The organism is Paenibacillus sp. FSL H8-0457 (assembly GCF_038051935.1).
In the GTDB taxonomy this organism is placed as follows: domain Bacteria; phylum Bacillota; class Bacilli; order Paenibacillales; family Paenibacillaceae; genus Paenibacillus_AQ; species Paenibacillus_AQ lautus_A.
Window position 1 is genome coordinate 5823344 of record NZ_CP150293.1, and the last position, 25263, is coordinate 5848606.

26 protein-coding genes and 1 other annotated feature are annotated in these 25263 nt (G+C 51.9%); of the genes, 13 read left to right on the plus strand and 13 right to left on the minus strand.

The features are described 5' to 3' along the window. Positions 1–29: 29 nt before the first annotated feature. Positions 30–176, minus strand: a sequence feature (ribosomal protein L20 leader region). Between the two features lie 81 nt (positions 177–257). Together MHI43_RS26000 and MHI43_RS26005 are read right to left on the minus strand one after the other, a co-directional pair. Beyond that, complete coding sequence (locus MHI43_RS26000) at positions 258–1496, minus strand: glycosyltransferase family 2 protein (protein ID WP_009589322.1); 1239 nt, start codon at positions 1494–1496, stop codon at positions 258–260. A 270-nt stretch (positions 1497–1766) separates the two neighbouring features. Continuing rightward, positions 1767–1931, minus strand: coding sequence for a hypothetical protein (locus MHI43_RS26005; RefSeq protein ID WP_155989823.1), 165 nt, complete (start codon positions 1929–1931; stop codon positions 1767–1769). Between the two features lie 230 nt (positions 1932–2161). Between MHI43_RS26005 and MHI43_RS26010 the strand changes: the two genes are divergently transcribed. Next, positions 2162–3289 carry a UDP-N-acetylglucosamine--LPS N-acetylglucosamine transferase gene (locus MHI43_RS26010; RefSeq protein WP_015737154.1) on the plus strand — a complete coding sequence of 376 codons (1128 nt, stop codon included), beginning with the start codon at positions 2162–2164 and terminating at the stop codon, positions 3287–3289. Positions 3290–3404: 115 nt separating this feature from the next. On the opposite strand, the gene trmB is transcribed toward MHI43_RS26010, so the two are convergent. Together trmB and MHI43_RS26020 are read right to left on the minus strand one after the other, a co-directional pair. Beyond that, complete coding sequence (gene trmB / locus MHI43_RS26015; RefSeq protein ID WP_009589338.1) at positions 3405–4118, minus strand: tRNA (guanosine(46)-N7)-methyltransferase TrmB; 714 nt, start codon at positions 4116–4118, stop codon at positions 3405–3407. 191 nt (positions 4119–4309) lie between these two features. Continuing rightward, positions 4310–4492: a hypothetical protein gene (locus tag MHI43_RS26020; protein ID WP_015737155.1), complete on the minus strand. Its 183-nt coding sequence runs from the start codon at positions 4490–4492 to the stop codon at positions 4310–4312. 310 nt (positions 4493–4802) lie between these two features. On the opposite strand from MHI43_RS26020, the gene MHI43_RS26025 reads away from it, so the two are divergent. The 4 genes from MHI43_RS26025 (at position 4803) to MHI43_RS26040 (ending at position 8410) form a co-directional block, all read left to right on the plus strand. Then, positions 4803–5756 carry a TIGR01212 family radical SAM protein gene (locus MHI43_RS26025; protein ID WP_009589327.1) on the plus strand — a complete coding sequence of 318 codons (954 nt, stop codon included), beginning with the start codon at positions 4803–4805 and terminating at the stop codon, positions 5754–5756. Next, a complete protein-coding gene (locus MHI43_RS26030) occupies positions 5756–6346 on the plus strand; it encodes a class I SAM-dependent methyltransferase (protein ID WP_015737156.1) in 591 nt (196 codons plus the stop codon). Before MHI43_RS26025 ends, MHI43_RS26030 begins: the two co-directional genes overlap by 1 nt. 74 nt (positions 6347–6420) lie before the next feature. Then, on the plus strand, positions 6421–7389 hold the full coding sequence (locus MHI43_RS26035; protein WP_015737157.1) for a type I phosphomannose isomerase catalytic subunit: 969 nt from the start codon (positions 6421–6423) through the stop codon (positions 7387–7389). Between the two features lie 55 nt (positions 7390–7444). Beyond that, positions 7445–8410 carry an alpha/beta hydrolase gene (locus MHI43_RS26040; RefSeq protein WP_036659998.1) on the plus strand — a complete coding sequence of 322 codons (966 nt, stop codon included), beginning with the start codon at positions 7445–7447 and terminating at the stop codon, positions 8408–8410. Positions 8411–8551: 141 nt separating this feature from the next. Here the strand turns inward: MHI43_RS26040 and MHI43_RS26045 are convergent, their stop codons facing one another. From MHI43_RS26045 to recQ, 3 genes are all read right to left on the minus strand, one after another. Next, positions 8552–8728, minus strand: a complete 177-nt coding sequence (locus MHI43_RS26045) for a hypothetical protein (RefSeq protein WP_015737159.1) — start codon at positions 8726–8728, stop codon at positions 8552–8554. A 213-nt stretch (positions 8729–8941) separates the two neighbouring features. Beyond that, a complete protein-coding gene (locus tag MHI43_RS26050; protein ID WP_036660000.1) occupies positions 8942–10714 on the minus strand; it encodes a B12-binding domain-containing radical SAM protein in 1773 nt (590 codons plus the stop codon). Positions 10715–10827: 113 nt separating this feature from the next. Further along, positions 10828–12711: a DNA helicase RecQ gene (gene recQ / locus MHI43_RS26055; protein WP_036660002.1), complete on the minus strand. Its 1884-nt coding sequence runs from the start codon at positions 12709–12711 to the stop codon at positions 10828–10830. Positions 12712–12900: 189 nt separating this feature from the next. Between recQ and MHI43_RS26060 the strand changes: the two genes are divergently transcribed. From MHI43_RS26060 to MHI43_RS26080, 5 genes are all read left to right on the plus strand, one after another. Continuing rightward, positions 12901–13686 carry an AraC family transcriptional regulator gene (locus MHI43_RS26060; RefSeq protein ID WP_015737161.1) on the plus strand — a complete coding sequence of 262 codons (786 nt, stop codon included), beginning with the start codon at positions 12901–12903 and terminating at the stop codon, positions 13684–13686. Positions 13687–13774: 88 nt separating this feature from the next. Continuing rightward, a complete protein-coding gene (locus MHI43_RS26065) occupies positions 13775–14233 on the plus strand; it encodes an SRPBCC domain-containing protein (RefSeq protein WP_015737162.1) in 459 nt (152 codons plus the stop codon). 30 nt (positions 14234–14263) lie between these two features. Continuing rightward, positions 14264–14626, plus strand: coding sequence for a VOC family protein (locus MHI43_RS26070; RefSeq protein WP_015737163.1), 363 nt, complete (start codon positions 14264–14266; stop codon positions 14624–14626). Positions 14627–14943: 317 nt separating this feature from the next. After that, on the plus strand, positions 14944–15759 hold the full coding sequence (gene speD / locus MHI43_RS26075) for an adenosylmethionine decarboxylase (RefSeq protein ID WP_015737164.1): 816 nt from the start codon (positions 14944–14946) through the stop codon (positions 15757–15759). 327 nt (positions 15760–16086) lie between these two features. Beyond that, on the plus strand, positions 16087–18663 hold the full coding sequence (locus MHI43_RS26080) for a rhamnogalacturonan lyase (RefSeq protein ID WP_036660004.1): 2577 nt from the start codon (positions 16087–16089) through the stop codon (positions 18661–18663). A 90-nt stretch (positions 18664–18753) separates the two neighbouring features. Here MHI43_RS26080 and MHI43_RS26085 read toward each other — a convergent pair whose 3' ends face one another. After that, positions 18754–19560 (minus strand): MBL fold metallo-hydrolase, encoded by an 807-nt coding sequence (locus MHI43_RS26085; RefSeq protein WP_036660006.1) that lies wholly within the window; start codon positions 19558–19560, stop codon positions 18754–18756. A gap of 23 nt (positions 19561–19583) precedes the next feature. Continuing rightward, positions 19584–20189, minus strand: a complete 606-nt coding sequence (locus tag MHI43_RS26090; protein WP_036660008.1) for a winged helix-turn-helix domain-containing protein — start codon at positions 20187–20189, stop codon at positions 19584–19586. A 206-nt stretch (positions 20190–20395) separates the two neighbouring features. Here MHI43_RS26090 and MHI43_RS26095 point away from each other — a divergent pair, with 206 nt between their 5' ends. From MHI43_RS26095 to MHI43_RS26105, 3 genes are all read left to right on the plus strand, one after another. Next, positions 20396–20911: a hypothetical protein gene (locus tag MHI43_RS26095; RefSeq protein WP_015737168.1), complete on the plus strand. Its 516-nt coding sequence runs from the start codon at positions 20396–20398 to the stop codon at positions 20909–20911. A 144-nt stretch (positions 20912–21055) separates the two neighbouring features. Beyond that, on the plus strand, positions 21056–21394 hold the full coding sequence (locus MHI43_RS26100) for a helix-turn-helix domain-containing protein (protein WP_235201830.1): 339 nt from the start codon (positions 21056–21058) through the stop codon (positions 21392–21394). Next, positions 21316–22200, plus strand: a complete 885-nt coding sequence (locus MHI43_RS26105; RefSeq protein WP_155989900.1) for an IS3 family transposase — start codon at positions 21316–21318, stop codon at positions 22198–22200. The genes MHI43_RS26100 and MHI43_RS26105 overlap by 79 nt, the downstream gene beginning before the upstream one ends. Positions 22201–22271: 71 nt before the next feature. Here the strand turns inward: MHI43_RS26105 and MHI43_RS26110 are convergent, their stop codons facing one another. The 4 genes from MHI43_RS26110 to MHI43_RS26125 form a co-directional block, all read right to left on the minus strand. Further along, a complete protein-coding gene (locus tag MHI43_RS26110; protein WP_015737169.1) occupies positions 22272–23126 on the minus strand; it encodes a VOC family protein in 855 nt (284 codons plus the stop codon). 218 nt (positions 23127–23344) lie between these two features. Then, complete coding sequence (locus tag MHI43_RS26115) at positions 23345–23797, minus strand: Rrf2 family transcriptional regulator (RefSeq protein ID WP_015737170.1); 453 nt, start codon at positions 23795–23797, stop codon at positions 23345–23347. 220 nt (positions 23798–24017) lie between these two features. Further along, positions 24018–24182: a hypothetical protein gene (locus MHI43_RS26120; protein WP_009589346.1), complete on the minus strand. Its 165-nt coding sequence runs from the start codon at positions 24180–24182 to the stop codon at positions 24018–24020. 111 nt (positions 24183–24293) lie between these two features. Beyond that, positions 24294–25217 carry an AEC family transporter gene (locus tag MHI43_RS26125; protein ID WP_036662796.1) on the minus strand — a complete coding sequence of 308 codons (924 nt, stop codon included), beginning with the start codon at positions 25215–25217 and terminating at the stop codon, positions 24294–24296. Positions 25218–25263 lie beyond the last annotated feature (46 nt).

Consider the following 25263-nt stretch of genomic DNA (forward strand, 5'->3'; position numbering starts at 1 on the left):
ACCTCCAAATTACTTGTTGTTCCTGTTTGCAAAAAAATAAAGGGATGACGGGTTAACCACCGACATCCCTATTTGATACTCATCTCACAAATGAAATTGAATCCATTCATTGATTTCGTGATCAAACCAGCCAACGCATGTCGGTCAGGTGAGAAGCGGCGCTTCTGCTTGCAATCAGATATTCTGTTTAACAGACTAGAATAGTATAACAGGCCATCCTAACATCTGTCAACACAAATGGAATAAAAAACTTTGGATTAGCCTTGTTTGCTCTGAACTTCTTCAAGGCGCACAACCCGGGTATGCTCCGTATGGCTCCATTGCTTGTTGTTCTGCGTGAAGAACGCGTATACCGTGATGGGATACCACGACAGCAGATAAATCGGAAACAGCACCAGATACATATATACCTTCTTGTACTTCACCTTCTCCAGAATCATCGCAATCATGAACGTGAACACATTCGCCGCAATCGCCGTAAAGCTCAGCCACAGCGGTAAATAACCGTACAGGTTCGCGATGTTCGGACCATTGAAGAACGAGCTGTCAACCCAGATGATGGCCGTCAACAAGAAAGTCAGCAGCACGATGTAGACGTTGACTCCGTAGAGGGCCAAGTCCAGCTTCACAAGGCTGCGCTCCTTAATGGCACGCCATAACAGCGGGAAGAAATAACGGCGGGCAACCGTAAAGTGACCCTGCATCCAGCGCAGACGTTGTCTGGCGGAAGCCTTAAACGTAAGCGGCTTTTCGTCGAATACCTTCGCGTCGTAGTTGAACTTCGGATACACGCCGCGCATGACGCTGCGCATGGTGAACTCCAAGTCCTCCACCAGACTGGTTGCGCCCCAGCCGATCTCCTTCAAGAGATTGGTCTCGAAGCACATTCCCGTTCCGCCGAGGAAGTTGGCCATGTTCAGATTGCTGCGGGACAGCTGCCACAAGCGGTTGATATACCAGTAGGAAACCCCGTAAGAGGCGGTGATCCAAGAATCCTCTGGGTTCTTGGTATCGATATATCCCTGGATAACTCTTGCTCCAGAGCAAAGATCGTTGTTCATTTCATTCAAGAAATTCGGATCCGCCAGATTATCCGCATCAAACATAACGACCGCGTCGTACTGGCGCGGCATCGCCCAGAGCTCTTTCAGCATCCATTCGATGGCATAGCCTTTGCCTCGAAGATTCTGATTCGTGCGCACGCAGGCGTTCATCCCGTGGGCACGGACGATCTCTGCTGTACGGTCTGTACAGTTGTCGCAAATGACAAATACGTCGTACAGATGTTTCGGATAATTTAGTTGTTTCAGGTTCTCCATTAATGCCCCGACAACCTGCTCTTCGTTATGCGCAGCAACTAACACTGCAAATGATTTATTGGGTTCAAACTGTTGTTTCTTTTTTCTTTTGACCAGACCAAACAAAGAGAATACGAACTGGTACACACCCACCGCGGCCAAGAATAGTTGGAGCGCGATAAAGATGGCGTCTGTCATGATTCTCCGTTACCCCCTTTTTATAACCCGAGAATGTTTGTTGTTTTTTCTCTCTAAGTTCTTCGCATTTTTGTTGTTGCTATGACCCTGTGACTTGTGTCTGTCCTTCTAGTAGCCTCGGTGCCGCGGGGCAACTTCGCACGTCATACACGATTTTCCACACTTTTGAATCTTTTGTCAAAACCGTGGAATGCTCTAATTTACGGAAAAACTTCGTAAAAGAGCTCAGCTTGCATTCCAGTTTACCAGCAAGCTTCGTTTCAAACGGCTTTAGTTCTTATTTTCATCCGTTTTCTTGCTTTTTATTTCTCTTGGCTGCCCATTTTTTCTTTTTCGACTTGTCCGCCAATAAATAAACGCAACAGACAACCAAAAAGTTTTCGTTTTTTTCAGTGCTCTATCTCTAATAAACTTTTTGACGTCCGTTTGAATCATTGTAGCGGCATCTCCTACTCAAGTCAAAAGACCACGGACCCTGATTTTCTACAAAATGCGCGCTGCTGGCTAACTCCTTAAGTAGCAAGGGTCCAGCGAGAAGCTTGCCGCATCAATTGGCCGTTTCCGGGACCAAAGTCCCTTACCTGCAAGGGGGAAGTGGTTGATTTCTCTTCCCAAAATCGATATGTTAAAGTTAAAGAATAACGCTGCAGAACGGGTGAAAAGTAGTGGCTAAAAAAAGAGTCTTGCTGTTATCTGAAGGGTTCGGCGCAGGCCATACACAGGCCGCTCATGCACTCTCCAGCAGCCTGCGCCAGTTGTCCCCTAGCGTACAGACCAAAGTTCTCGAGCTCGGGAGCTTCTTGAACCCTAAAATCGCTCCACTGATCATTTCGGCCTACAGAAAGACCATTACGACTCGCCCAAGATTGGTCGGGTACATGTACCGCCATCAAAAATCCTTTAACCGTTTTACCGCTTTAGCGCTTCACCGAATGTTCTATACAAGCACCAAGAACGTGGTCAGGCAGCTCCGACCCGACATCATTGTGTGCACCCATTTCATACCAAGTGCGGTCATCTCGCGTTTGAAACGGCTGGGCACGAACGTGCCCCTGTGTACCGTTATAACCGATTATGATGCTCACGATACATGGATCAGCCCTGAAGTCGACCGATATTTCGTGTCCACGCCGGAAGTGAAGCGAAAGCTGCTCAATCGCGGGGTTTCCCAAGCCAAAATTCAGGTCACCGGCATTCCGATCCATCCCGACTTCTGGACGCATCCGAGCAAGGAGGAAATCCGGGCGCGGTTTAACCTGTCCGATATGCCTACCGTGCTGGTGATGGGCGGAGGCTGGGGCATCATGAATGACGAAGTTGTGCATGAATTTCTGACCCGATGGCGAGAAGAAGTCCAGATCATATTTTGCCTCGGCAATAATGACAAGGGCCGCGAGGAGATGGAGAGTAATTCCAGGTTCCAGCATCCGAACATCCGGATATTGGGCTTTACGCGGGAGATCGACAAGCTGATGGAGGTGTCGGATTTGCTCGTTACGAAGCCCGGCGGCATGACATGCACCGAAGGCCTGGCCAAAGGAATTCCGATGCTGTTCCATCAGCCCCTTCCGGGACAGGAAGAAGAAAACTGCCAGTACTTCACGGCGCAGGGATTGGGAGAGCCCATCCATTCCCTGGAGGTTCTGGGCAAATGGATGAACAAGCTGCTTCATCAATACGACCTGATCCAAGAACAACGGGCGCAAAACTTGCAGGACATCGAACGCTTTCATCCCATGCAAAGCGCCCGCAGCATCATCGACATGCTGGAAAACGAAAAGGTGTACTCCTGAATAAGGAGCACACCTTTTTTGCTGCGTTTTATCCCGAGCAAATCACCCGAATGGATTTTCTTCTATTATAATAGTTGTAAACGCTATCACAGAGAGAAACTATCACGTGTAGATGTTATTTTCCGTATTTTTCAAGGCGATTCTGATGGTATGAAGCAAGGGCTTCCTTGCCTACAATCGCCTCGCAGCGATGAATTTGCATGCCTTGGCCGACGAATTTCGTTTCGTATTCTGTCATGACATGCTCTTCGTTCAGCCCGTCGCGATGCAGATCCAGCGAAATGTTCGTCATTTGCAGACCATAATCGGCAAATGCATTCAGGGAGAATTCGAAGAGCGTGACCGAATCGGTCTTAAAATGGATCTCCCCTCGCTCGTTCAGGATCCGGGAATACTTGTCCAGAAAGCGCGGATGCGTCAGACGACGGCGTGCATGCTTTGTTTTTGGCCACGGATCGCTGAAGTTCAAATATAACCGTTCAATTTCGCCGGGCTCAAAAACCTCCTCGACATTCTCGATATTAAACAGCGCCAGCTTCAGATTCGGCGGGGTATCGACTCCCTCCTGGGCCCAGACATTGCGCCCCTTCTCGCTTGCGCGGCGAATCAGCTCGTCGTACATGTCGACGCCGATGAAATTCACTTGCTGATGCTTGTAACTCATCTGGCTTATAAATTGGCCCTTGCCCATGCCGAATTCGACATGGATCGGAAGGTCGTTGCCAAATAACGAAGCCCACTTCCCTCTATATTGACCGGGGTCCAAAACGACCAGGTCTTCCTGCTGCTCCAGATTTTCCCGTATACCTTTTCTTCCGCGTAAACGCATGTCATACCTCCGAAACTTTCCAAGTAAATTTAGAATGATATCCCGATACTGCATTTATTGTGACGAAGTTGATCCCAAAAGTAAAGAGCCCCATAGAAAAAGGAACCTACGCTCTGCTCAACGCAGAGGCTTTAGGTTCCTTTTTCTTATATTTGGAATTGGGGTTCCGCGATAGTTAAACTGTGAATAGTCTACCTTTCTTCCGACGTAAAATCAAACGTCTTCTCAAAGGCGGCCCGAATCTTGCGACGTGCCGAAGCCTTGACTCCCTGGTCGGAGTTAAACTCCACGCCGGTAAGGGCTAGGGCTTCATTCGGGGTAAGCTCCACAGCGATTTTGTCTTTACTGTCATTCTTTACTGTCGATGAATTCATTCGTAATCACCTCACGGTATTATTGTATCCATGACGTCACACAAATATGAATCCTATCCGTTATATACCCATGCCAAAATTGCTTGAATCATCTTTTTATTTTTCTATTTTAAATATACCAATTATATGCAATCCATTCAAGTAACAACGTCTTAATTAGGCTTGAAGACCTGTATATAACGCAATCCTTTATTTTTTGTTACAATGGACGTAGCTGTTTCATTTAAGTAAAAGGCCAGTAAATTATGGGTTGCCGGGGTCTTGGCTGAACCTGTCTCAATTCAACTTAAGCGGCTATAAAGGAGCAAACATGAGCACACCACTTATACCCGCCCCGACCTTATGGGGCGACAAACGTTTTCATACATGGAATTACGAGATGCGCGGCCAGTTCCAGGAGAAGGTATTCAAGGTTATGCTGGATGCCGGCTTTACGTGTCCGAACCGTGACGGCACGATAGCCAAGGGCGGATGCACCTTTTGCAGCGCCCGCGGCTCCGGCGATTTCGCGGGAAGGCGGCGGGATGATCTCGTTACCCAATTCAACACCATCCGTGACCGGCAGCACCAGAAATGGCCGAACGCCAAATATATCGGCTATTTCCAAGCCTATACCAACACGTATGCTCCGGTCGAAGAACTTCGCGAATATTATGAAGTCATTCTGCAGCAGCCGGGGGTTGTCGGTTTGTCGATCGCCACACGTCCCGATTGCCTGCCTGACGATGTCGTGGAATACTTGGCGGAGCTGAACGAGCGAACCTATCTGTGGGTGGAAATGGGTCTGCAAACGATCCATGATTCCACTTCCGAGCTGATCAACCGGGCCCATGATACCGAATGTTATTTGGAAGCCGTCGAGAAGCTGCGCAAACATAATATCCGGGTCTGCACACATATTATTTACGGGCTTCCGCAAGAGGATCATGACATGATGCTTGCCACCGGCCGGGCGGTCTCCAAGATGGATGTGCAAGGAATCAAAATCCATCTGCTGCACCTTATGCGCAAGACGCCGATGGTGAAGCAATACGAAGCCGGGCTGCTGCGATTCCTGGAGCAGGACGAATACATCAGCCTTATCGTGGATAGCCTGGAGTTTTTACCTCCGGAAATGATCGTCCACCGCCTAACCGGAGACGCTCCCCGGGATCTCTTGATCGGACCGACGTGGAGTCTCAAAAAATGGGAAGTGCTTAACGGCATCGACGCCGAGCTCAAGCGCCGGGATACGTGGCAGGGTAAATTGTGGGGGGTATCCTGATGGGCTTCCTCTCGGTTTTAAGTTTTGCCCACAAACTGGTGTCCGAAAGGCTCCGTCCCGGAGACATCGCGCTGGATGCAACCGCCGGAACCGGAGCCGATACGCTGTATTTAGCCAAATGCACAGGCTCAAAGGGCAAAGTGTATGCCTTCGATATTCAAGAGCAGGCGCTGCAGCTGACTCGGGAAAGGCTGGACAAGGAGCCGCCTGGCACCCTCGCAGAGGTTAGCCTTCTTCTTCAGAGCCATTCGCTTATGAGGGAGTGCGTACCTGAGATTGAGCACGGCCGCATGGGTGCGATCATGTTCAATCTCGGCTACCTTCCGGCGGATTCATCGGATAAACGGATCATGACGGAGACCGCCAGTACGCTCACGGCCCTGGAGGCTGCGATCGAGCTGCTCCGCCCCGGCGGCATTATTACCATCGTGCTGTATCCTGGCCACAAGGGCGGCGATGCCGAGGCGGACGCGGTCCAAGCTTGGGCGGGTGAATTGCCCCAGCACAAAGTGCAAACGATTTTGTATCGCGGCCTTCAGCGTTCCGAAGCGCCATATCTCATTGCACTGGAACGAAAGAAGCCGATATGATATAAGTTCTAGGAGAGGTACCGCACTTCACATCCATAGAATATTCCAAACATGATGAAAGGTAGATGATTACAATGACAAAACCATATCCATTGTTGTTCCAGCCTGAATTTAAAGAACGCGTGTGGGGAGGCCGGGCACTAGAACAGTTCGGCTTGGATATTCCTGAAGGACATATCGGAGAAGGCTGGATGATCGCCGACCATCCGAACGGCACGACCAGCATCGTGAACGGCGAGCTTGCCGGACGCGGCTTGGATGAGGTCCGGGAGCAATTCGGGCGGGAATGGTTCGGAAGCAAAGGATTCTCCGAGGTTAACGGACGTTTTCCGCTCCTGATCAAGCTGCTTGACTGCAATGACAACCTCTCCGTTCAGGTCCATCCGACCGATGACTACGAAGGGCTTCCGAAGGGCGAGCTTGGCAAGACCGAAATGTGGTATGTGCTGGATGCTAAGCCGGACGCCAAAATCATATACGGCCTGAAAGAAGGCGTGAACCGGGAAACCTTGAAGGAAGCCATGGAAAACGGCACCGTTATGGACCAGCTTCAAGAAGTGTCCGTAAAGGCCGGAGATACGTTCTACATACCTGCAGGAACCGTGCATGCGCTCTGCGCGGGCGTTGTGGTGGCGGAAATCCAGCAAAACTCGGATACGACCTACCGGATTTTCGATTATAATCGACCGGGTCTTGACGGTAAGCCGCGCGAGCTCCATATCGAAGACTCCTTGAATGTGACGGCCTATGAAGGATCGGGCGCAACCACCATGAGCACGGAAGGAACGGCGCCGGGAGAATGGCTTGAGCTTGCCAAATCCCCGTATTTCGTCGTGGAAAAAGGCGTCGTGAGCGGTGCATGGTCCTTGTCCACTTCCGCGGAAAGCTTCACGATCGTGGTTGTATGCGACGGCCAAGGAACCCTCAGCTGGGATAACGGCTCCATCGATTACACGTCAGGACAGTGCTTCCTGCTGCCTGCGAATCTGGGGGCCTATACATTGGATGGGCAATCCACGGTTCTGCGTTCATATTTGCCTTAAACAGGGTATAAATAAATGATATAAACCATTCGTTCTTGTGGAGGTGCCAGCCCTAATGATGCAAACCGACACGTTTACGATGCTGAATACGCAGGGTATGCATGTTTTTGTATATGAATGGCTGCCCGGCCCGGATGATCCCGTTCGTGCCATTGTGCAAATCGCGCATGGCATGTGCGAAACCGGCAAGCGCTACGAGGAGCTTGCCGAATTGCTCACGGAGCACGGCTATGCCGTATACTGCAACGACCATCGAGGCCATGGGCTAACGGCCGGGCTTACGCATCTCGGCGATGCCGGGGAAGACGGCTTTGAAGGAATGATTGAAGACCAGCTGCTTCTTGCTTCCGAGCTCAAGAAGCGCCATACGAGCGTTCCGCATTATTTGATGGGGCACAGCATGGGATCCTTTTTGACGCAAAAAATCATCTGTTCGGACGGTGAATTATTCGACGGATTCATCCTGTCAGGCACCAACGGTCCCCAGGGACTGCTGACGTTCGGCATGGGCTTGGCGGCCGCGCAAATGCGCCTGCAAGGAAACACCCACCGGAGCCTGATGCTGAACGCCCTGGTGTTCGGTCCTTACAACAAAGGATTCGGTCCTATCCGCACGCCGTTCGATTGGCTATCCCGGGATGAAGCCGAAGTGGATAAGTATATCAACGACCCATACTGCGGCAAGGTGTGCACCGCTCGCTTCTTTCGCGATTTCTTCAAGCTGCTGTCACAGATCCACCAGCCTCAATTGATGAAATGTCTTCCGAAGGATAAGCCTGTCTATATTTTCTCGGGCGAGGATGATCCGGTCGGACACCGCGGCAAAGGCGTGCGGCGGTTGATCGAATTGTATCGGAAGCATGGCGTCCAGGACCTCGAATACCGTTTGTATCCGGGCGGCCGCCACGAAATGCTGCACGAGACCAACCGTGCCGAAGTGGCAGCCGATGTGCTCGACTGGCTCGAACGGCACACATCCGGCTCGGACAACGTACCGCAAGAATCGATACGAGTGATGTAACAAAGCGTGATGCCAAGACATATAAAAGGGATGCCCCGGGTTTTTGAAATCCAGGGCATCCCTTTTATTATGCTGCTAAGCAGTTCGTTAGTGTATACAGAACCTTTGAAATTGACAGCGTAAAGGCTCAATCGAAGCACCTTACTCATCATCGCTCGGCGTGCGATCGATGATCAATTGCGTGACCTGGGTGTACTCTCCTTGCGCTACCTCGTCCTCGGTAGCCTCTTCGCGCAGATCGTCATTGGTTTCCATGCCCGGTGCGATGGTCGGCTCGTCAGACGAAAGCTGTTCTTGCCCCTTCCGATTGTCGTTCATAACATCCCCTCCTCATCGGTTGATGCCAATTAGAATACCGATGCCAGGGCTGTTTTATTCCTGAAACGCCTTTAGATAGGGCTCGTTATGATCGCAAAAGGGTCGCTAAAGAGCGGGGCCGCCGGTTCCTGGCAGCGGAAATTAAGCAATGACGCCAAAACAACCAATCCGTTTCATAACCAATCACAGAAGGCTTGTCCCTCGTTTCCCCTATTATGCCTGCGTCGCTAACTCCAAAGGCATCGTGTAGTACTGGGGCTGCCCTGTTTCGTTCTGCTGGTACAATACCAGCAGCATCGTTGCGTGTACCGCATGGTCCGGATAGCCCGTACCACCTTGAATGGCATCGTCGAGGTTGAATGGCAGCACCTCGATCATCGCATGCTTCTGAAGATCACGCTCCGTAATCCCAAGATCGGCGAAATCGGCGGATAGTGCCGCGGGATCTTCCACGATTTTACGAACATTGGCGTTCCACTGCGCTTTGTCTTGGGCATGATCCCACCATATTTTGCGCGGCTTGTATTTATGGCCCAGGAAATAATCAAACTTCATCAGACCGGAGACCACATTCATGTTCGGCGTGTTCCGAAACTCCAGAAAGGCCGTTAACCGCGTAAACAGGTCCTCGAGCTGATGGCCGATTTTTTGCCAGCCCTGTCCTTCCCAGTAGTCGCCAAATTCTTGGAAGAAATCAAACGGCGACGTAAACTCATGCTTCATCAAATAATTGAGCGTATGGTCCATTCGGTGTGCATTCCAATACTTCTCCAGCACATCCTCCAGTCTCTTCAAACGGACGATATCCGAGAACGGAAGCACGTCGCTGCCAAGGATCTCATACGGAGCATGGTCCATGTAGGTGTAGTTATACTTGTCCGCATCGATCCGCAGCCCGGTTCCCCGCAGCATCTTCAGGAAGCCTAACTGCAGCTCCTCCGGTCCAAGGGCAAACACATCGTTAAACGTTTTGCGGAACGTATTGTAATCCTCCTCCGGAAGCCCTGCGATCAAATCCAAATGCTGGTCGATCTTGCGGCTCTCCTTGATCATCGTCACCGTGCGTGACAGCTTGGTAAAATTCTGGCGGCGCTTCACCAGCTCGTTGGTCGGATCATTCGTAGACTGCACGCCGATTTCAAACCGGAAAATGCCGGAAGGCGCATGGTTCGCCAAATATTCCAGCACCTCCGGACGCATGATATCCGCCGTAATCTCAAACTGGAACACGCAGCCGCCATGATTTTCAATCAGGAACTCAAACATTTCAAGCGCGTAATCGCGCTTAATATTAAAGGTCCGATCCACGAATTTGATCAATTTGGCTCCGTTCTCGATCAGGTAGAGAATGTCCGCCTTGGTCCGTTCAATGTCGTAATAGCGAACCCCCACCTCGATGCTCGACAGGCAGAACTGGCAGCTGAAGGGACAGCCCCGGCTGGTCTCAAAATAAACAACCCGCTTCCCAAGATGCGGGATATCCTCCGGAAAACGATGCGGCGAAGGCAGCTCGGCCAGGATGCTCTTCGGTCTTCCCGGGTTCACAATGACTTCGTCCTGCTTGCGGTATGCCACGCCATATACGAAATGGAATTTCCGGTCCCCTTCGATCGTTTGCAGCAAATGGTGGAAGGTCTCCTCGCCTTCGCCCATAACGATAAAGTCGACATTGTGGAGCCGGTTCATCCAATACTCCGTATCGTAGGACACCTCGGGCCCGCCGAGGATGATCGTGACCTCCGGCATAATCTTCTTCACGATATCGATCACTTTAATCGTTTCTTCGATATTCCATATATAACACGAGAATCCGATCACATCCGGCTTGCGCTGGAACAGGTCGGAGACGATATTCATCACGGGATCCTTGATCGTGTACTCCGTCAATTCGATATCGAAATCCTTCTCGCTGTATGCCTTCAGGCAGCGAATGGCCAAGGAGGTATGAATGTACTTGGCATTCAAGGTTGATAGTATGACTTTCATGGTAGGGCCCACTTTCCTTCTACATAATGTTATTTATTACCGAACGGTACCGAACGCTTTTATCCTGACTGATAATACGGGAATAAGCCATGAGTTCCGCCTGACATGCAAGACTATTCTTCATAGTCATACAAATCGTCCCCGTCATTCGACGCGCCCTGACCATTCAGGAAAAACTCAAGGAACGGACGTCCGTATTTACGGAATTTCACTTCGCCGACCCCTTTGACGTTCAGCATCTCATCCTCGCTCTGCGGGCAGACCACGCTCATCTCGCGCAGCGTTGCATCGTTAAAAATGATGTAGGACGGCACATGCTCCTTGCTTGCCAGCTCGCGCCGAATCAAGCGCAGCTGCTCGAACACCGTCTCGTTAACGGCAGACGGCGAGTAGTCGCGGCGGCTGCCGCTGCGTTGGCTGCCTGCGGCTTTGGAAGGCCGCGGAACGCGCTGCATCACTTCGCGCTGGCCCTTTAACACGTCGGCCGCCTCGCTTTGAAGTTTCACGACGGGATATTGGCCTTCGGTCAGTGCCAGGAACCCTTCCGAGATGAGCACATTGATCGTCTCGGATATTTCCTTCTCCGTCCGGTTCGACATGACGCCATAGGTTGGAAGCCGGTCAAAGCCGTATTCCAGCACCTTTTTCGCCCGCGAGCCCTTCAACACGGAGGCGATCATCGACACGCCAAAGCGCTCGCGCATCCGGTGAATGCAGGAGAAGATTTTCTGCGCATCCACCGTGATGTCCACCAGCTCCCGGTCGTCCGTGCAGGAGCTGCACGTACCGCAGGGCTTGTCTTCGTGTTCTTCCCCGAAATAATCCAGCATCGCGCTGCGCAGACACCTTGTGGTGTAGCAGTAATCGATCATCTGCTGCAGCTTTCGGTAGTCGTTCTGCTTCCGTTCGCCCTCCTGGGGGTTCTGTTCGATCAGAAATTTCTGCGTCATGATATCCTGGGCGCTGAACAGCAGGATGCACTGGCTGGGCTCTCCGTCCCGCCCGGCGCGGCCGGCTTCCTGGACGTAAGACTCCATATTTTTCGGCATATTGTAGTGGATGACGTACCGAACGTTGGATTTATCGATCCCCATGCCGAACGCGTTCGTTGCAACTATGACGCGAATATCGTCATACAGGAAGGCCTCCTGGCTGTCCGCTCGCTCCGCATCGCTCATGCCGGCATGATAACGTCCGGCAAGTAGCCCCTTCGCCTGCAGGCGCTGGCATAAATCATCCACCTCTTTCCGGGTGGCAGCATAGATGATGCCCGGCTGGTGGGTATGCGAGGCCGCATAATCCAGCACGAACTCCCGCTTGTTCTCGCCGCGAAGCACCGACATTTCCAGATTGTCGCGCCCAAGTCCCGTCACGAACACCTGCGGCTGCTCCAGTCGAAGCAGGCGCTGCATGTCCTCCATAACCTCCGGCGTAGCCGTCGCCGTAAAGGCCGCGACAATCGGGCGGTTCGGCAGCCCTTTTACGAAAGGAGCCACGGAGAGATAGCTGGTCCGAAAATCATGACCCCACTGGGATACGCAGTGCGCTTCGTCGACAGCAACGATCGAAATGTCGAGGCCTGCCATCTCCTCACGGAACCAGTCCAGCTCAAGCCGTTCCGGGGCGACATATAACAGCTTCAAGTCACCGCGCTTGGCCGCGCGTATGCGCTCGTTCACTTCCTTGCCGCTGAGCGTGCTGTTGATATATGCCGCCGCCACGCCCGCCGTCGTAAGTGCATCCACCTGATCCTTCATCAGGGAGATCAGAGGCGATACGACCAACGTCAGGCCCGGGCTGAGGAGTGCCGGGATCTGATAACAGATGGATTTGCCCCCGCCCGTCGGCATAATCCCGAGCGTATCCTGGCCGGTTAGCAGGCTCGCGACGATTTTCTTCTGTCCGTCCCGAAAATCGGGATAGCCGTAATATTTTTGCAGGTATTCCCGCGCTGTGTCCATAATCATCGATTCTCTATCATTTGTTTCCACATTCATGGATATAAACTCCTTATTTCACCTTGGTTTTCCGTTTTAGAAAGCCCTCATCCTTTAAGTTTAACGGCCTTTCCATGAATGGGCAACCGAATCGGGGAAGGAAATTGCATTCGACGAGCAGAATTTCATAAATGTGGAAATATGTCTCCTATCATGTAGAGCCATTAAAACGAAGTTGGTGATTCCCTAATGAACGATGAACATGCCGAAGCCGTGCGGCAGACCATTCAATATATGAAGGAGCATCTGGACGAGCCGATGACAACCGAGCTGCTCGCCGATCTCGCGGGGTACAGCCCCTACCATTTCTCCAGGATATTCAAACGGGTAACCGGCATTTCCGTCAGGCAGTACCTGTCCGCCCTCCGGGTCGAATCGGGCAAAACCGAGCTCCTTCAAAGCCCCTCCCTGCTTGTGAAAATCGGAATGAACATCGGTTTGGTAAGTCCGGGCACCTTCAACACCCGTTTTAAGCAGCTTGTCGGCCTGTCTCCGAAGAGGTTCCGCTCCACCACCGAATCCCTTCATCGTTATGTGAATCAATATGAGCATAAGCCGTTAGCCTGGGCAGGGGAAGAATCGCAGGCTTTGCCCCGGATTCGCTGCCGGATCGAAGCTCCCGAGGCGTTCCGCGGCATGATTTATGTCGGTCTGTTCCCAAGACCCGTGCCCGATCAGAAGCCCGTAACCGGTACGGCCGTCAACCTCAAGAATCGGACCTGCACCTTAACCGGCATGCCGGCCGGCACGTATTACGTGCTGGCCGCGGGCATCCCCTGGAGCCTCAATCCAAAGGATTATTTTCTGCTGGGCAAATCCCTGCGCGGCAAACTGGAGGAGCCTGTCCATATCGACAGGGGAACCGATCTTGACGTGAAGATTGCCTTACGGGAGCCTCTGCCCCATGACCCGCCGATTGTGGTTAACCTGCCGCTGCTCTTGTTTGAGAAGGATCGGAATAACAGCGCAAGGTAGAAGAATTTTCGATGTGCTTGTCCATTTATAATGGAACTGCAAGAAGAGTTGTCTGGAACAATCAGCGCTATATGATGGAGGAATATACATGACCATTATTCAAGAAACCGTGATTCAGGCCGATGTGCAGCTCCTGTGGCGAGCATGGACCGAGTCCGCAAGGATAACCGAGTGGTTTGCGCCGGCTGCGGAAATCGAGCCGAGAGCGGGCGGAAAATTCGAGCTGTATTTTAACCCCGCCGATCGCGAATCGATGTGCACCGCCGGGTGCACCATTTTGCGGTATGACGAGCCACGCGTGCTTGTTTTTGAGTGGAAAGGACCCGATCCCTTCGCGGAAACGATGAATCAAGGCGAGCTGACAGCGGTTAAGGTTGCCTTTTCCCCTGAGGCGGACGGCACGAGAATTACCCTGGAGCATACAGGCTGGAAGGATTCCGAAGCGTCCCGGCAAGCCCGGGAGTGGCATATCGATGCGTGGAAGGGGATGCTGGCCAGCTTGAAATCCAATATCGAATCCGGGAACGGGATTCTGTGCTGCAATTAAAACAAATCATGAGCGGAGGAGTGCGAGCATATGCCAAACCTATGCGTTCTATCGATCAATGTAAGTGATATACAGCAAGCCAAACAGTTTTACTGCGACGTTCTGGGATTCGAAATCTCCAGGGTTTATGATGATCAGATCGTCAGCTTGAAGCATGAGGGCATGTCCCTCGTTCTGCAGAAATGCGACCGTCCAACGAATACGGAATACCCGCATGAGGCACAGGTGATCATCGGAATCGAGACCCCGGATGTAAACGAAGCCATTGCGAACTACAAATCGAAGGGCGTCGACGTCATCTTCGATACGCCCAAGCCGTGCCCTCCCGGGCTGTACAGCGCCATCCGCGACCCGTTTGGCAATGTGATCGAGCTGCTGGAATTTACGGAGTAATCCATCCGTTCGGCAGCATCAAAGTTCAAGCATATGAAGTGAATCCATATAAACGCCAGAGGGATAAGCTGCATGCAGCAGGTGTCGTTCTGATAGATAAGGCCTGCCGGAGAAATCCGGTTGGCCTTTTTGGAGTTTGGGAGCCGCCGCTGCTTCCCCTCTGGCATTCCTCCGCCTCTGTTAACGTTGAACCCGATCCGGGTAAGAACATAGTAATGCTGCTCCGGAAAGCGGAGCATGGGCAGATTAGGAATCGACGGTTTCGGAAATAATAGGTACTCGAACTGATATATTAACGACACAAGGGGAAATTTCATATGGATATGACACCAGAACAACGCGTGACCCTGCATGGGTTCAACAACTTGACGAAATCGCTCAGCTTTAATATGTATGACGTCTGCTATACGAAGACCCGGGAGGAACGGGAAGCGTACCTTGAATATATTGATGAGCAGTACAACGCGGATCGACTGACGAAAATATTGAGCCATGTGGCCGAAATCATCGGCGCGCATGTCCTGAACATTGCCAAGCAGGACTATATCCCGCAGGGCGCCAGCGTGACGGTGCTAGTCTCCGAGGGCCCCGTCGTGGAGGTGCCGGAGGAATCCTATGACGAATCGCCGGGTCCGCTGCCGGATAACGTGGTGCTCCAGCTCGACAAGAGCCATATTACCGTCCATACGTATCCGGAATTCCATCCGGACGAGGGCATCAGCACCTTCCGGGCCGATATCGACGTGTCGACCTGCGGGGAAATCTCACCGCTCAAAGCCCTGAACTACCTGATCCACTCCTTCGATACGGATATTATGACGATAGACTATAAAATCCGGGGATTCACGAGGGATATTCACGGACACAAGCTGTTTATCGACCATGAGATCAGCTCCATCCAGAACTATATTCCGGACGAAGCCAAGGAGCTGTTCGATATGATCGACGTCAACGTATACCAGGAGAACATCTTTCATACCAAGTGCAAGCTGAAGCAGTTCGATCTGGACAACTATCTGTTCGGTTACACGAAGGATAAGCTGTCCAAGGCCGAGCAGCAGGAAATCACCGAACGCATCAAACTGGAGATGGACGAGATTTATTACGGCAAGAACATGGACCGGAGTTACTGAATGGCTTGCTACCCTGCGGCGGCTATTCTTTTCTTGCATGTCCTTCATGCGAGTAAGCAAACAGGCCGGGCTCCCAGGAGCCCGGCCTGTTTGCTGCTTCTATGGCTTCACCCTAGAAATCGACTTTCGGAATTAGAATTCACTCTGTTTTTTAAATCAAATGGCCTGTTTTTTGTATGTTGTCATTCTCCCAGGTTCCATACAATGAAAGTGATTTACTTATTACCCCATTCCAACCAGAAAGGAGGAGCCGCTCAACCATTTGTGAAAGCGCATACGGAATGCTGCACACCAGCATCCGAACCATAAGGAGAAAGGTGGCTGAACATGAAGCATGGAAGTAAACTCGGCTTGGCAAGCAAGCTGTTGGCAGCGGCTCTTACCCTCCCCATGATCATCACGGGGAGCATCGAGTCGTTAGCGGCGCCCTCGCATCAAGCGGCAAGCAGCACGCAGCAAGGTGCCACAAAAACCAGCCGGATTCAGCTGGAGTATTTGGATAGGGGGATCGTATCGGCCTCCACTTCAGAGGGCAACTTTCTGAGCTGGCGATTGCTTGCCGGAGAAGTAACCGGATATGGCGACCAAGGGCTTATCGGTCCGACCTTTCATGTCTATCGGGACGGCAACCTGATTGCCGTCGTCGAGAACAGCACCAATTACCTGGACCGATCCGGCACGTCATCATCCTCCTATTACGTATCTGCCGTCGTAAACGGAAAAGAGGTCGACCAGAGCCTCACCTCCACTCCCTGGTCCTCCCCCTATTACGATCTGAAGCTAAACAAGCCGGATGGCGGAGTCACCCCGGCTGGGGAACCTTATACTTACTCTGCCAATGACGCCAGCGTCGGCGATGTGGACGGCGATGGGCAGTACGAGCTTTTTGTCAAATGGGACCCTTCCAACTCCAAGGACGTTTCCCAAATCGGGTATACCGGCAACACGTACATTGACTGTTATACACTGGAGGGCATCCTGCTGTACCGGATCGACCTCGGCGTCAACATCCGTTCCGGCGCCCACTATACGCAGTTCATGGTGTATGACTTTGACGGGGACGGCAAAGCGGAAATGATGCTCAAAACGGCACCGGGCACCAAGATTCTTCGCTATGATCCAGCCGGCAACATGATCTCCCAGAGATACATCACGCTGCTGCCCGAGGATATGAAGGCCGGATATTCCAATCAGGACGATTACAGGCTGAGCAAAACCGGCTACTACGAGCACATGGTAAACCTGTTTATGAACTGGCATCAGCATGAAGAGGTCGTAAGCGGCCGCTGGCCGGCCACGCTCGAAGAAAGCTTCGGCATCGATAAGAAGTACCATTATCCGTTATCCCGTACCGATGCCGAAAGCCTGGTCGATCACTTCATGGACACCTATGCGCCGCAGCGAAGCGCCCGCAACAATCTCCGGGCATTCGAAGGGTTCATCTTGGATGGTCCGGAATATCTCAGCGTATTTGAAGGCGCGTCCGGCAAAGAGCTCGAGACGATCCGGTATAAACCCGGCAGGCATGACGACGGGCTCATGTGGGGCGACTACGCCATGGCCCGGATCGAACCCGGCAATCGCGTGGATCGCTTCCTTGCCGCCGTTGCTTACCTTGACGGGGAACAACCCTATGCCGTATTCGCCCGCGGTTATTACACCCGATCCACACTCGTATCCTACAAGTGGGATGGCCGGCACTTAAGCGAGCAATGGGTTGTGGACAGCGGCTGGACCCCGATGACCAATCCGTTTAACGACAGTCCGCATGGCCGGGACGGGACCGATGCGGCATTCGGTACGTTAACGACGCAAGGGGCCCACTCGTTAAGCGCGGCTGACGTCGACGGCGACGGCAAACAGGAAATCGTCTACGGTTCGGCAACGATTGACCATGACGGCACGCTGCTGTACAGCTCCATGGATGTGCTCCCTCCTCAAAGCGCGGATCCGGGTGCGATGGCCCGCCTTGGACATGGGGACGCCATGCACGTCACCGACATCGATCCGGATCGGCCGGGTCTTGAGATCTTCATGGTTCATGAAGGCGGTGCCTACGCCCCTTACGGCTATTCCCTCCGTGATGCGGCAACAGGCAGGCTCCTCTACGGCGGCTATACCGGAAAAGACACCGGACGCGGTATGATCGGCGATATCGATCCCGATCAGCGGGGACTCGAAACATGGGCCGTCGGCACGTGGTCTGCAGATGGAGAACAGCTCTCTACGACCATGCCGGGCACGAACATGAACATCAAATGGTCTGCGGATATGACCACCCAGATCGTGAATGGTAACTTGGATCAGACACCGGTCATCGAAAGCTGGCGCAACGGGACGCTGCTAACTGCAGAAGGCACGCGCACCAATAACGGGACGAAGGGAAATCCTGCCCTCGTCGCCGATCTCTTCGGGGATTGGAGAGAGGAACTGGTGGTCCGGACCACGGACAGCTCGGCCCTCCGGATTTACCTGAGCACCGAGGTCACCGACCGTAAGCTTTATACGCTCATGCATGATCCGCAGTATCGGGTCGAGGTTGCCAGACAAAATACAACGTATAACCAGCCCTCTTACACCAGCTTTTATTTCGCATCCGATACGGATTTCTCGGAGGTTCCTATCCCCGTTTATCAATCCCCGGGCATGCTGAACGTGCTGGATCAACTGGTGAGCGAGTATGCCCGCGCAGGGGAACTGGCTAACCCGCTGCTGTCCCGGTTGAGCAATGCCTTGAAGCAGGCAGAGCATCACATGAGCAAGGGCTCCAGGGAACAGGCGCTCAAATTTTTAAATACATTCGTTTCTCAGCTGGAGGAGCATAAGAAACCCGGTGCGATATCGGATAGAGCCCAGATGAACTTGTCCTATCAGGCATGGACGCTCATCATCATGTGGAAATAGCTTAATTTGCCTAAAAACAATCGCTAGCCTAAAAAGCCGCCTTCCGGATGCCAATTGCTGATCCGGAGGCGGCTTTGCTTCATGACGATATTAGAATTGAACCGAAAATCCGTTGAACCGGTGAATGCCCGTTCCAAATCGGACAAGGTCTTTTTCCCGGAGCTCCTGCACGGCTTCTTTTACTAAGTCCAGCCATGCCGGGTCCAGTCCAAGCGTATTATGAGAACCGAAGATCCGGTTTACGCCTTCGATATTCGCGATCCGCTCCAGCGAGTTAACGAGATCCCCGGGACTTGTCGTCGGGTAGAAGGCATATACCGGCGTCTCATCGTACAGCAAATCGCCAGTGAACAAGTACCCGCGGTTGGGTTCAAATACCGCAATATGTCCGGGCGAATGGCCCGGCGTATGGTAGATGACCAGGCTTCGCCCGCCAAGCTCGATGACGTCCCCATCCCGAAGCAGGCCGGTCGGCTGCCCCCGATAAGGGGTGTACGCTGCCGGATCGAAGGAATCCGGTACGGGTCTCGTAATATCGCGTGATATATCCTTGCGGATTTGCTCAATCGAAAGCTTTTTAATGCCGCTGACCAGCCAATCCTCTTCGGCCTCATGCACATAAATCTCCCCGTACTGCCCGTGACTGCCGATATGATCTGCGTGAACATGCGTGGTCAGTACCATGATAGGCAAATCCGTCAGCTGATTGGTTATCCGCCTCATGTCGTCGATGCCAAGGCCCGTATCGATCAATGCGGCACGCTCGTCCCCTATCAACAGAAACGAATGCACCTTCTCCCAATGCCCGTACTCACTGATGGCAAACGTGCCTTCATCCAGCTGCGATACCGTAAACCACGCATCATCGATCACGATGGTATATTGATTATTGTCCATATGTATGTATCCCCCGTCCAGAATTATCGAATGGTGATATTCTCATGATCATCTTGGAATGCTATCAACGACATATAATAGCTCTTCTCCTCCTCGGAAAGCGAGCTTCTGCCGGATTCGGCACCTTCCATCGTGAAGTGTTTATCCAGAAGCCTCTTGAATTCTTCCACAAAAGCATGGAAGCTTTCATGCGTTGCACGAAAGCGGTAGGTTCCCGCAAGATTTTTCCTGTGGTGCTCACTCGTACTGTCCAGTGCAAAAGAAGAAGCCGGGGCGGTCTCGATTTTGTCCCGCGTTACATCAAGCGTCTCCATGAATACCTGTCTTGAGGTTTCCACCAAATCCAGGCTTGGCAGCAAATGATCCTCCGGAATGAAGCGGCTTGCAACGGCGCGATAGTATTTCTGCACGATACCGTTCTTCTCTTCCTTTCTGACCACATGGATGATGCCATGCTTCTCCAGCTCCTTGAGATGAAAGTAAATATTGTTCCGCGTGATGCCGAGCATCTCGGCCAGCTGCTGTCCGGTGTAGGCATCCTTCACCAGATTCATCAGCATTTTGGTGCGGAGAGGATCCGCAATCGCTTTGAGCTGCTCATGGGTTTGAATTTTATATACACCAGTCATTTTTAATTTAACACCTCCATACATTTTACCGGTAAAATTATTTTTACTGTTGATGGATTTCATCCTACCATGACTTAGATCTATCGGTCAATCCTGACGCAGGTCTCCGGCTTATCAGACGAGCCATTCCCCTTCGCCCGGCGACTGTGATATAGTATCCACAATCGTCTATTACGGACATTAAGTTCATCAAAGGATGTGCCTCCATGTTTGACCCGACTATATTCGAAAATCTAAAGGTTGGCATCGAGAATGCGGTTTATGACCTCGACAATCTCGATGAAATCATCCGCGTTACCGATCGGAAGGACCTCCTGGATATGGCGACCTTGTCCAGAAATTTTAGCCTCCGGTTCGAGTTGGTTCAGCAATCCGCGGCTTCAGCCGAAATTTGCCTGGAGACCGGGCTGCGGGATTTAGCCGCCGAGATTTTGGAAATCCCGGAAGAGCAGCCGGGCTGCTTGCTGAAGCTCCGCTTTCATAAAAACATTGCCGATCCTGCCTACTCGTGCCCGGTTATCGCGCAGATTATTAAAGAGATATGGAATCCCGAGCTCCCGCCGGTGCAAACGATACGCTACGCCTACGGCGACGATACGGTCCCCATCCATAACGCGATCGAGCTTCGCTTTCCCCGCAAAATCAACGAAGAGCAGATGGGAGACATTCCGAATATCACGGAGTTCATGCTCCGTACGCTGGTTGAATTAAACCGGATCTAGCTTGCCAGCTTTCCGGCTAGCCTGATCAGCGCAGTGTTTCATTAAAAAAGCCTGCCCCTAATATTGAAGTGCACCCCTTAGAATAGACATTGGAAAAAACCCTTGGTTATTCCGATGAATTCTAAGGGGTGTATTTTTGTGGTAATGAAAGGACAAAAGTTAAAGCAATATTCAAAAGAGGTCAAATTAGAAGCGATTCGACTTCATGTAGAAGAGAAGTGGACTTATCGGCAAATCAACGAACACCTTGGTATTCAAGACAAAGACCGAATGAAGCGGTGGATGCGAAAATATCGGGAACAAGGCGAGTTTGGATTGTTGGATCAGCGAGGACGACGAAAAGAATATATGGATCAAGATCGGTATGTCCAAAAGCTCAAACGGGAGAATGAAATGCTAAAAAAGTGCTTGGAAATCTGGATCCAGGAGGAAAGGAAGAACGCTTTACGCTCATCGAGCAAGCAGCGATTCCAAGGCAAGTAGCTGAACTATGCCAGCTCTTTCGTGTCTCTAGAAGTGGTTACTACGCCTATTTGAAGCGAAAAGGGAACGACCGAGATGCCGAGGCGAAACGGCTAATCCGTGAAGCGTACAATCGCTACGAAGGAAAGTATGGCTACCGGCAGCTCCAATTGTTCTTGTGGCAGGATGACGGTGTATGGATGAACCATAAGAAAGTGCTGCGGCTGATGCAAAAACTCGGGCTTCAAGCGAACATTCGCCCTAAACGCCGCTTTAACACGACATACCAAGCTGGAGAACGTGTGTCGGAGAATCTGCTGAAGCGAGACTTTACGGCAGAAAAACCGAACCAGAAATGGGTGACAGATGTGACGCAATACCGGGTGGGCGAGCGATGGCTGTATCTTTCGGCAGTTAAAGACTTATTCAACAATGAGATTGTAGCGTACCAACTCAGCCAACGTAACGACAATGAACTGGTTCTACGGACGTTTGCAAAAGCGTTTGCCAAGCAAAAAGACGTGACCGGATTGGTCGTTCACAGCGACCAAGGTTTCCAGTACACGTCTTACGCTTACCACGACATGCTGCCAAAGGTTGGCGCCCAAATCAGCATGTCTCGCCGGGGCAATTGCCTAGACAACGCCTCCATGGAGAGCTTCTTCTCGCATCTCAAAACGGAAGGACTCTATCCCTATGATATCCGAAATTTGACGGAGGCACAAAGGCGAATTGAGAAATACATACGGTTTTATAACCGAGAGCGACCACAGCGGAAACTAAAGAAACTGACGCCGGTAGAGTACCGACGCCAGTTTGCAGCCTAGGTGTTTTTTTTAATGTCTACTAAATGGGGTCTTGACCAATATAGCGGACAGGCTTCTTCGTTCGTATGATATTAAGCAACAACCAACCGGATCCAGATGTCCGAAGGATCTTGAACGGCCCAGACGCCGTCTCGCTGTTCCAGGTGCAGCCCCGCTTCGCGAATGCGGCCGGTTACCGCCTCAAGCGCCTCATGGCTCGGAAGCTCGATCGTATAATTCTCCATTCCCGCAGCGTTCGGCGGCGTATTCGGTACACCGATTCCCGCCCAAACATTGAGCCCGATATGGTGATGGTATCCTCCTGCGGATATAAACAACGCTGCTCCCCCATAATGGGCGGTCAGCTCAAAACCCAGCACATCGCAATAAAATGCACGGGCATCGTGCAGGTTGGACACATGGAAGTGCACGTGCCCGATGACGGTCCCTTCCGGAAGTCCAAGCCATTCCTTCTCCTTGGAGAGAGCCAGCAGTCCTTCAACATCGACCGGGTCGGTGGCCATCACATATTCCCCTTTGGCATCGCGCTTCCAGGTATCCCGTGGCCGGTCGGCATAAATCTCGATGCCGTTTCCGTCCGGATCATTAATGTACAGCGCTTCGCTGACCAGATGATCGCCTTGGCCGACCGGAATGTTATGGGCGATCAGATTGGCAAGCGCGAGCCCGAGCGATTCCCGATCCGGTACCAGGATCGCAAAGTGGTACAGGCCTGCAGTCCGGGTCTGCGGTCTTATCAGGTCCGAAACCTCCTCAATGATCAGCAGCGGCTGCTTGCCGTCAGCCGTCAATTCGGCCACCCGGCCATGCTGGCGCAGCATTTTTAATCCAACGACTTCCGTGTAAAAGCGTACCGATTGTGCCAGATTGCGAATCCGAAGAGAGACGGGTCCGAGCTTTGTGGATGGATGTATAATGGCTGTCATATTCTCACTCCTTGAATGTTGTTGTTTGATTTTTTCAAAAAATATATTCAGGTCTGCGACAGGCTTAACTTGTAATCAAAACAGTTACATCTTACTTGTAATCATTATAGTTACAGGAACATCCCGTTGTCAAACCCAGTAATTAACATATGAACGAAGGCACACCAACCAGGCCCAAAAGAAAACGCCCATCCTGCAAGGATTGAGCGTATCATGTATCATATATCATCTATTCTGAATGTTCCGTTAGCAGATGCATGGATTTTCCGGACGATTTGCTCCAAATTCACCTCATGCAGCGTATCCTCCATGGCCTTCTGGGCGGCCGAGAACACCGGAACGATCGCCGTTTGAATATGTTTGCCAACAGGACATTTCGCGTCCGAATTCTCGTGAATGCCAAACAGGGAACCCTCCTGAACGACATGAACGGCATGATAAATATCCAGCAGCGTAATCCCGGACGGAGGCTTAGCCAGCTTCGCTCCCGCTACGCCGGGTTTTACCTCGACCAGGCCCGCTTTGCTGAGCATGCCGACAATCCGCCGGATGACCACCGGATTCGTATTCACACTCTCCGCAATATAATCTGAAGTGCTGACGCCAGCCTTATTCATCTCCAGCACGGAAAGAATATGAATGGCCACTGCAAATCGGCTGCTTATGTTCATGCGATCCCTCCTGACGGTCCAAATCTTCAGATGACTAGCATGTAACCATCATAGTTACATTAGACTCCAAAGTCAACGCTCCTGCCGTGTGCATAGAATAATAGGAAAAACTTTCGCGTCCATTATGCACATTGTGATCCTGCCCTACTTCATGAAAAAAAGCCTCCATCCCGCTTGTGGCTAAGGAGAGGCTTTCTCACCGACGTAACCCGGCCTGAACTTAGAACATCGGGAATACGTATTTGATCAGGAAGTACAAGAAACCAAAAAAGATGATCAGATAAGCAACATACTTGATCAACGTAGAAGCTACCCTGCTGGAGTCGTTACGCTCCTCGATATTGCGGGTCTCGATCTCCACGTCTCGGTCACGCGGTCTGCTCATAGTTTCCACCTCCATCCGATTCGGATTCGCAGATGATGGTTATCTCTTGACGCTTACTACTCTTTACACGCTAGTCCAAGAGTTGAACCAATCTTCCGGAGGCGAGACATCTTAAAGAAAGCCAATCATGGCAGGCAGAACGATAAAGGAAGCCAGCGTGGTCCACAGAATACACCTGGAAACAAGCTTGGGCGCGGCATCGTACTCTTCGGCAAGGATGACCGCATTCACGGCTGCAGGCATCGCCGACAGAATCAGAATGACTGCAAACAAGGTTCCCTCAATGGATAACATCGCGAGCAATCCCCAAGCCACCAACGGGCCCACCAGCATTCGCATCGCCATGCCCGACCAGAATCCGCGCTTTGAGACGGCGAGCGACGCTCCACCCTCCCGAACCCCAACCATCTGGGCTCCCAGTATGACAAGAGCCAGCGGCGCATAGGCGGCGGACAGCATGGAAACACCGGTATTCAACCCTTCGGGGAGCTGGAAATCCGTCAACCGGAAGAGTACGGCAAACGCTGCGGCGTAAACCGAAGGAAGCGTAAATACGGTCTTGATCGCTTTTACGGCCGAAAAATGAGACCGCGCTGCCAAATACACGCCTAATGTATTCATGATGATGATCTGCACAATGACATACACGGAAGCCTTATCCAGCCCTGCCTGCCCGAATGCAAGCAGCACGAGGGGAAGCCCGTAATTCACGCTGTTGGTAAAAATGGTGGTCAAGGCGAGGCCCGATTTCTCCGTCTGGGACAAGCCCAGCATTTTACCTGCAAAGGCGCTGAGCGCCCAGAGGATGATCACGTTCAACAGGCAAAAGGCAACCGTCACCGTCACCTCGTTCGAGGTGATCGAAGCCTTTTCCAGCGTCTCGAAGATCAGTGCCGGGCTCAGCACATATAAAGACAGGGCCGAGAGCCCCTTGGTTTCAATTCCTTTAAATCGCTTAAGCAGCGCTCCGCCGATGACGGGCAGCGATATCGGAAGGAATACGCTGTAAATCGTAGCCAAAAAAGAAGAGATCATGAAGTCCACCCTTATACGAAGTAAAATATCATCATCTCTACATCCT

Excerpts from the sequence above, each read along its gene's own strand:
- MHI43_RS26100 (WP_235201830.1), top strand. The coding sequence starts at position 21,056 with ATGAAAGGACAAAAGTTAAAGCAATATTCAAAAGAGGTCAAATTAGAA.
- MHI43_RS26120 (WP_009589346.1), bottom strand. The coding sequence starts at position 24,182 with ATGAGCAGACCGCGTGACCGAGACGTGGAGATCGAGACCCGCAATATC.
- MHI43_RS26040 (WP_036659998.1), top strand. The coding sequence starts at position 7,445 with ATGATGCAAACCGACACGTTTACGATGCTGAATACGCAGGGTATGCAT.
- MHI43_RS26090 (WP_036660008.1), bottom strand. The coding sequence starts at position 20,189 with ATGACTGGTGTATATAAAATTCAAACCCATGAGCAGCTCAAAGCGATT.
- MHI43_RS26095 (WP_015737168.1), top strand. The coding sequence starts at position 20,396 with ATGTTTGACCCGACTATATTCGAAAATCTAAAGGTTGGCATCGAGAAT.
- trmB (WP_009589338.1), bottom strand. The coding sequence starts at position 4,118 with ATGCGTTTACGCGGAAGAAAAGGTATACGGGAAAATCTGGAGCAGCAG.
- MHI43_RS26005 (WP_155989823.1), bottom strand. The coding sequence starts at position 1,931 with ATGATTCAAACGGACGTCAAAAAGTTTATTAGAGATAGAGCACTGAAA.
- MHI43_RS26080 (WP_036660004.1), top strand. The coding sequence starts at position 16,087 with ATGAAGCATGGAAGTAAACTCGGCTTGGCAAGCAAGCTGTTGGCAGCG.
- MHI43_RS26030 (WP_015737156.1), top strand. The coding sequence starts at position 5,756 with ATGGGCTTCCTCTCGGTTTTAAGTTTTGCCCACAAACTGGTGTCCGAA.
- MHI43_RS26020 (WP_015737155.1), bottom strand. The coding sequence starts at position 4,492 with ATGAATTCATCGACAGTAAAGAATGACAGTAAAGACAAAATCGCTGTG.
- recQ (WP_036660002.1), bottom strand. The coding sequence starts at position 12,711 with ATGAATGTGGAAACAAATGATAGAGAATCGATGATTATGGACACAGCG.
- MHI43_RS26025 (WP_009589327.1), top strand. The coding sequence starts at position 4,803 with ATGAGCACACCACTTATACCCGCCCCGACCTTATGGGGCGACAAACGT.
- MHI43_RS26060 (WP_015737161.1), top strand. The coding sequence starts at position 12,901 with ATGAACGATGAACATGCCGAAGCCGTGCGGCAGACCATTCAATATATG.
- MHI43_RS26115 (WP_015737170.1), bottom strand. The coding sequence starts at position 23,797 with ATGAACATAAGCAGCCGATTTGCAGTGGCCATTCATATTCTTTCCGTG.
- MHI43_RS26085 (WP_036660006.1), bottom strand. The coding sequence starts at position 19,560 with ATGGACAATAATCAATATACCATCGTGATCGATGATGCGTGGTTTACG.
- MHI43_RS26050 (WP_036660000.1), bottom strand. The coding sequence starts at position 10,714 with ATGAAAGTCATACTATCAACCTTGAATGCCAAGTACATTCATACCTCC.
- speD (WP_015737164.1), top strand. The coding sequence starts at position 14,944 with ATGGATATGACACCAGAACAACGCGTGACCCTGCATGGGTTCAACAAC.
- MHI43_RS26045 (WP_015737159.1), bottom strand. The coding sequence starts at position 8,728 with ATGAACGACAATCGGAAGGGGCAAGAACAGCTTTCGTCTGACGAGCCG.
- MHI43_RS26035 (WP_015737157.1), top strand. The coding sequence starts at position 6,421 with ATGACAAAACCATATCCATTGTTGTTCCAGCCTGAATTTAAAGAACGC.
- MHI43_RS26110 (WP_015737169.1), bottom strand. The coding sequence starts at position 23,126 with ATGACAGCCATTATACATCCATCCACAAAGCTCGGACCCGTCTCTCTT.
- MHI43_RS26125 (WP_036662796.1), bottom strand. The coding sequence starts at position 25,217 with ATGATCTCTTCTTTTTTGGCTACGATTTACAGCGTATTCCTTCCGATA.
- MHI43_RS26070 (WP_015737163.1), top strand. The coding sequence starts at position 14,264 with ATGCCAAACCTATGCGTTCTATCGATCAATGTAAGTGATATACAGCAA.
- MHI43_RS26000 (WP_009589322.1), bottom strand. The coding sequence starts at position 1,496 with ATGACAGACGCCATCTTTATCGCGCTCCAACTATTCTTGGCCGCGGTG.
- MHI43_RS26065 (WP_015737162.1), top strand. The coding sequence starts at position 13,775 with ATGACCATTATTCAAGAAACCGTGATTCAGGCCGATGTGCAGCTCCTG.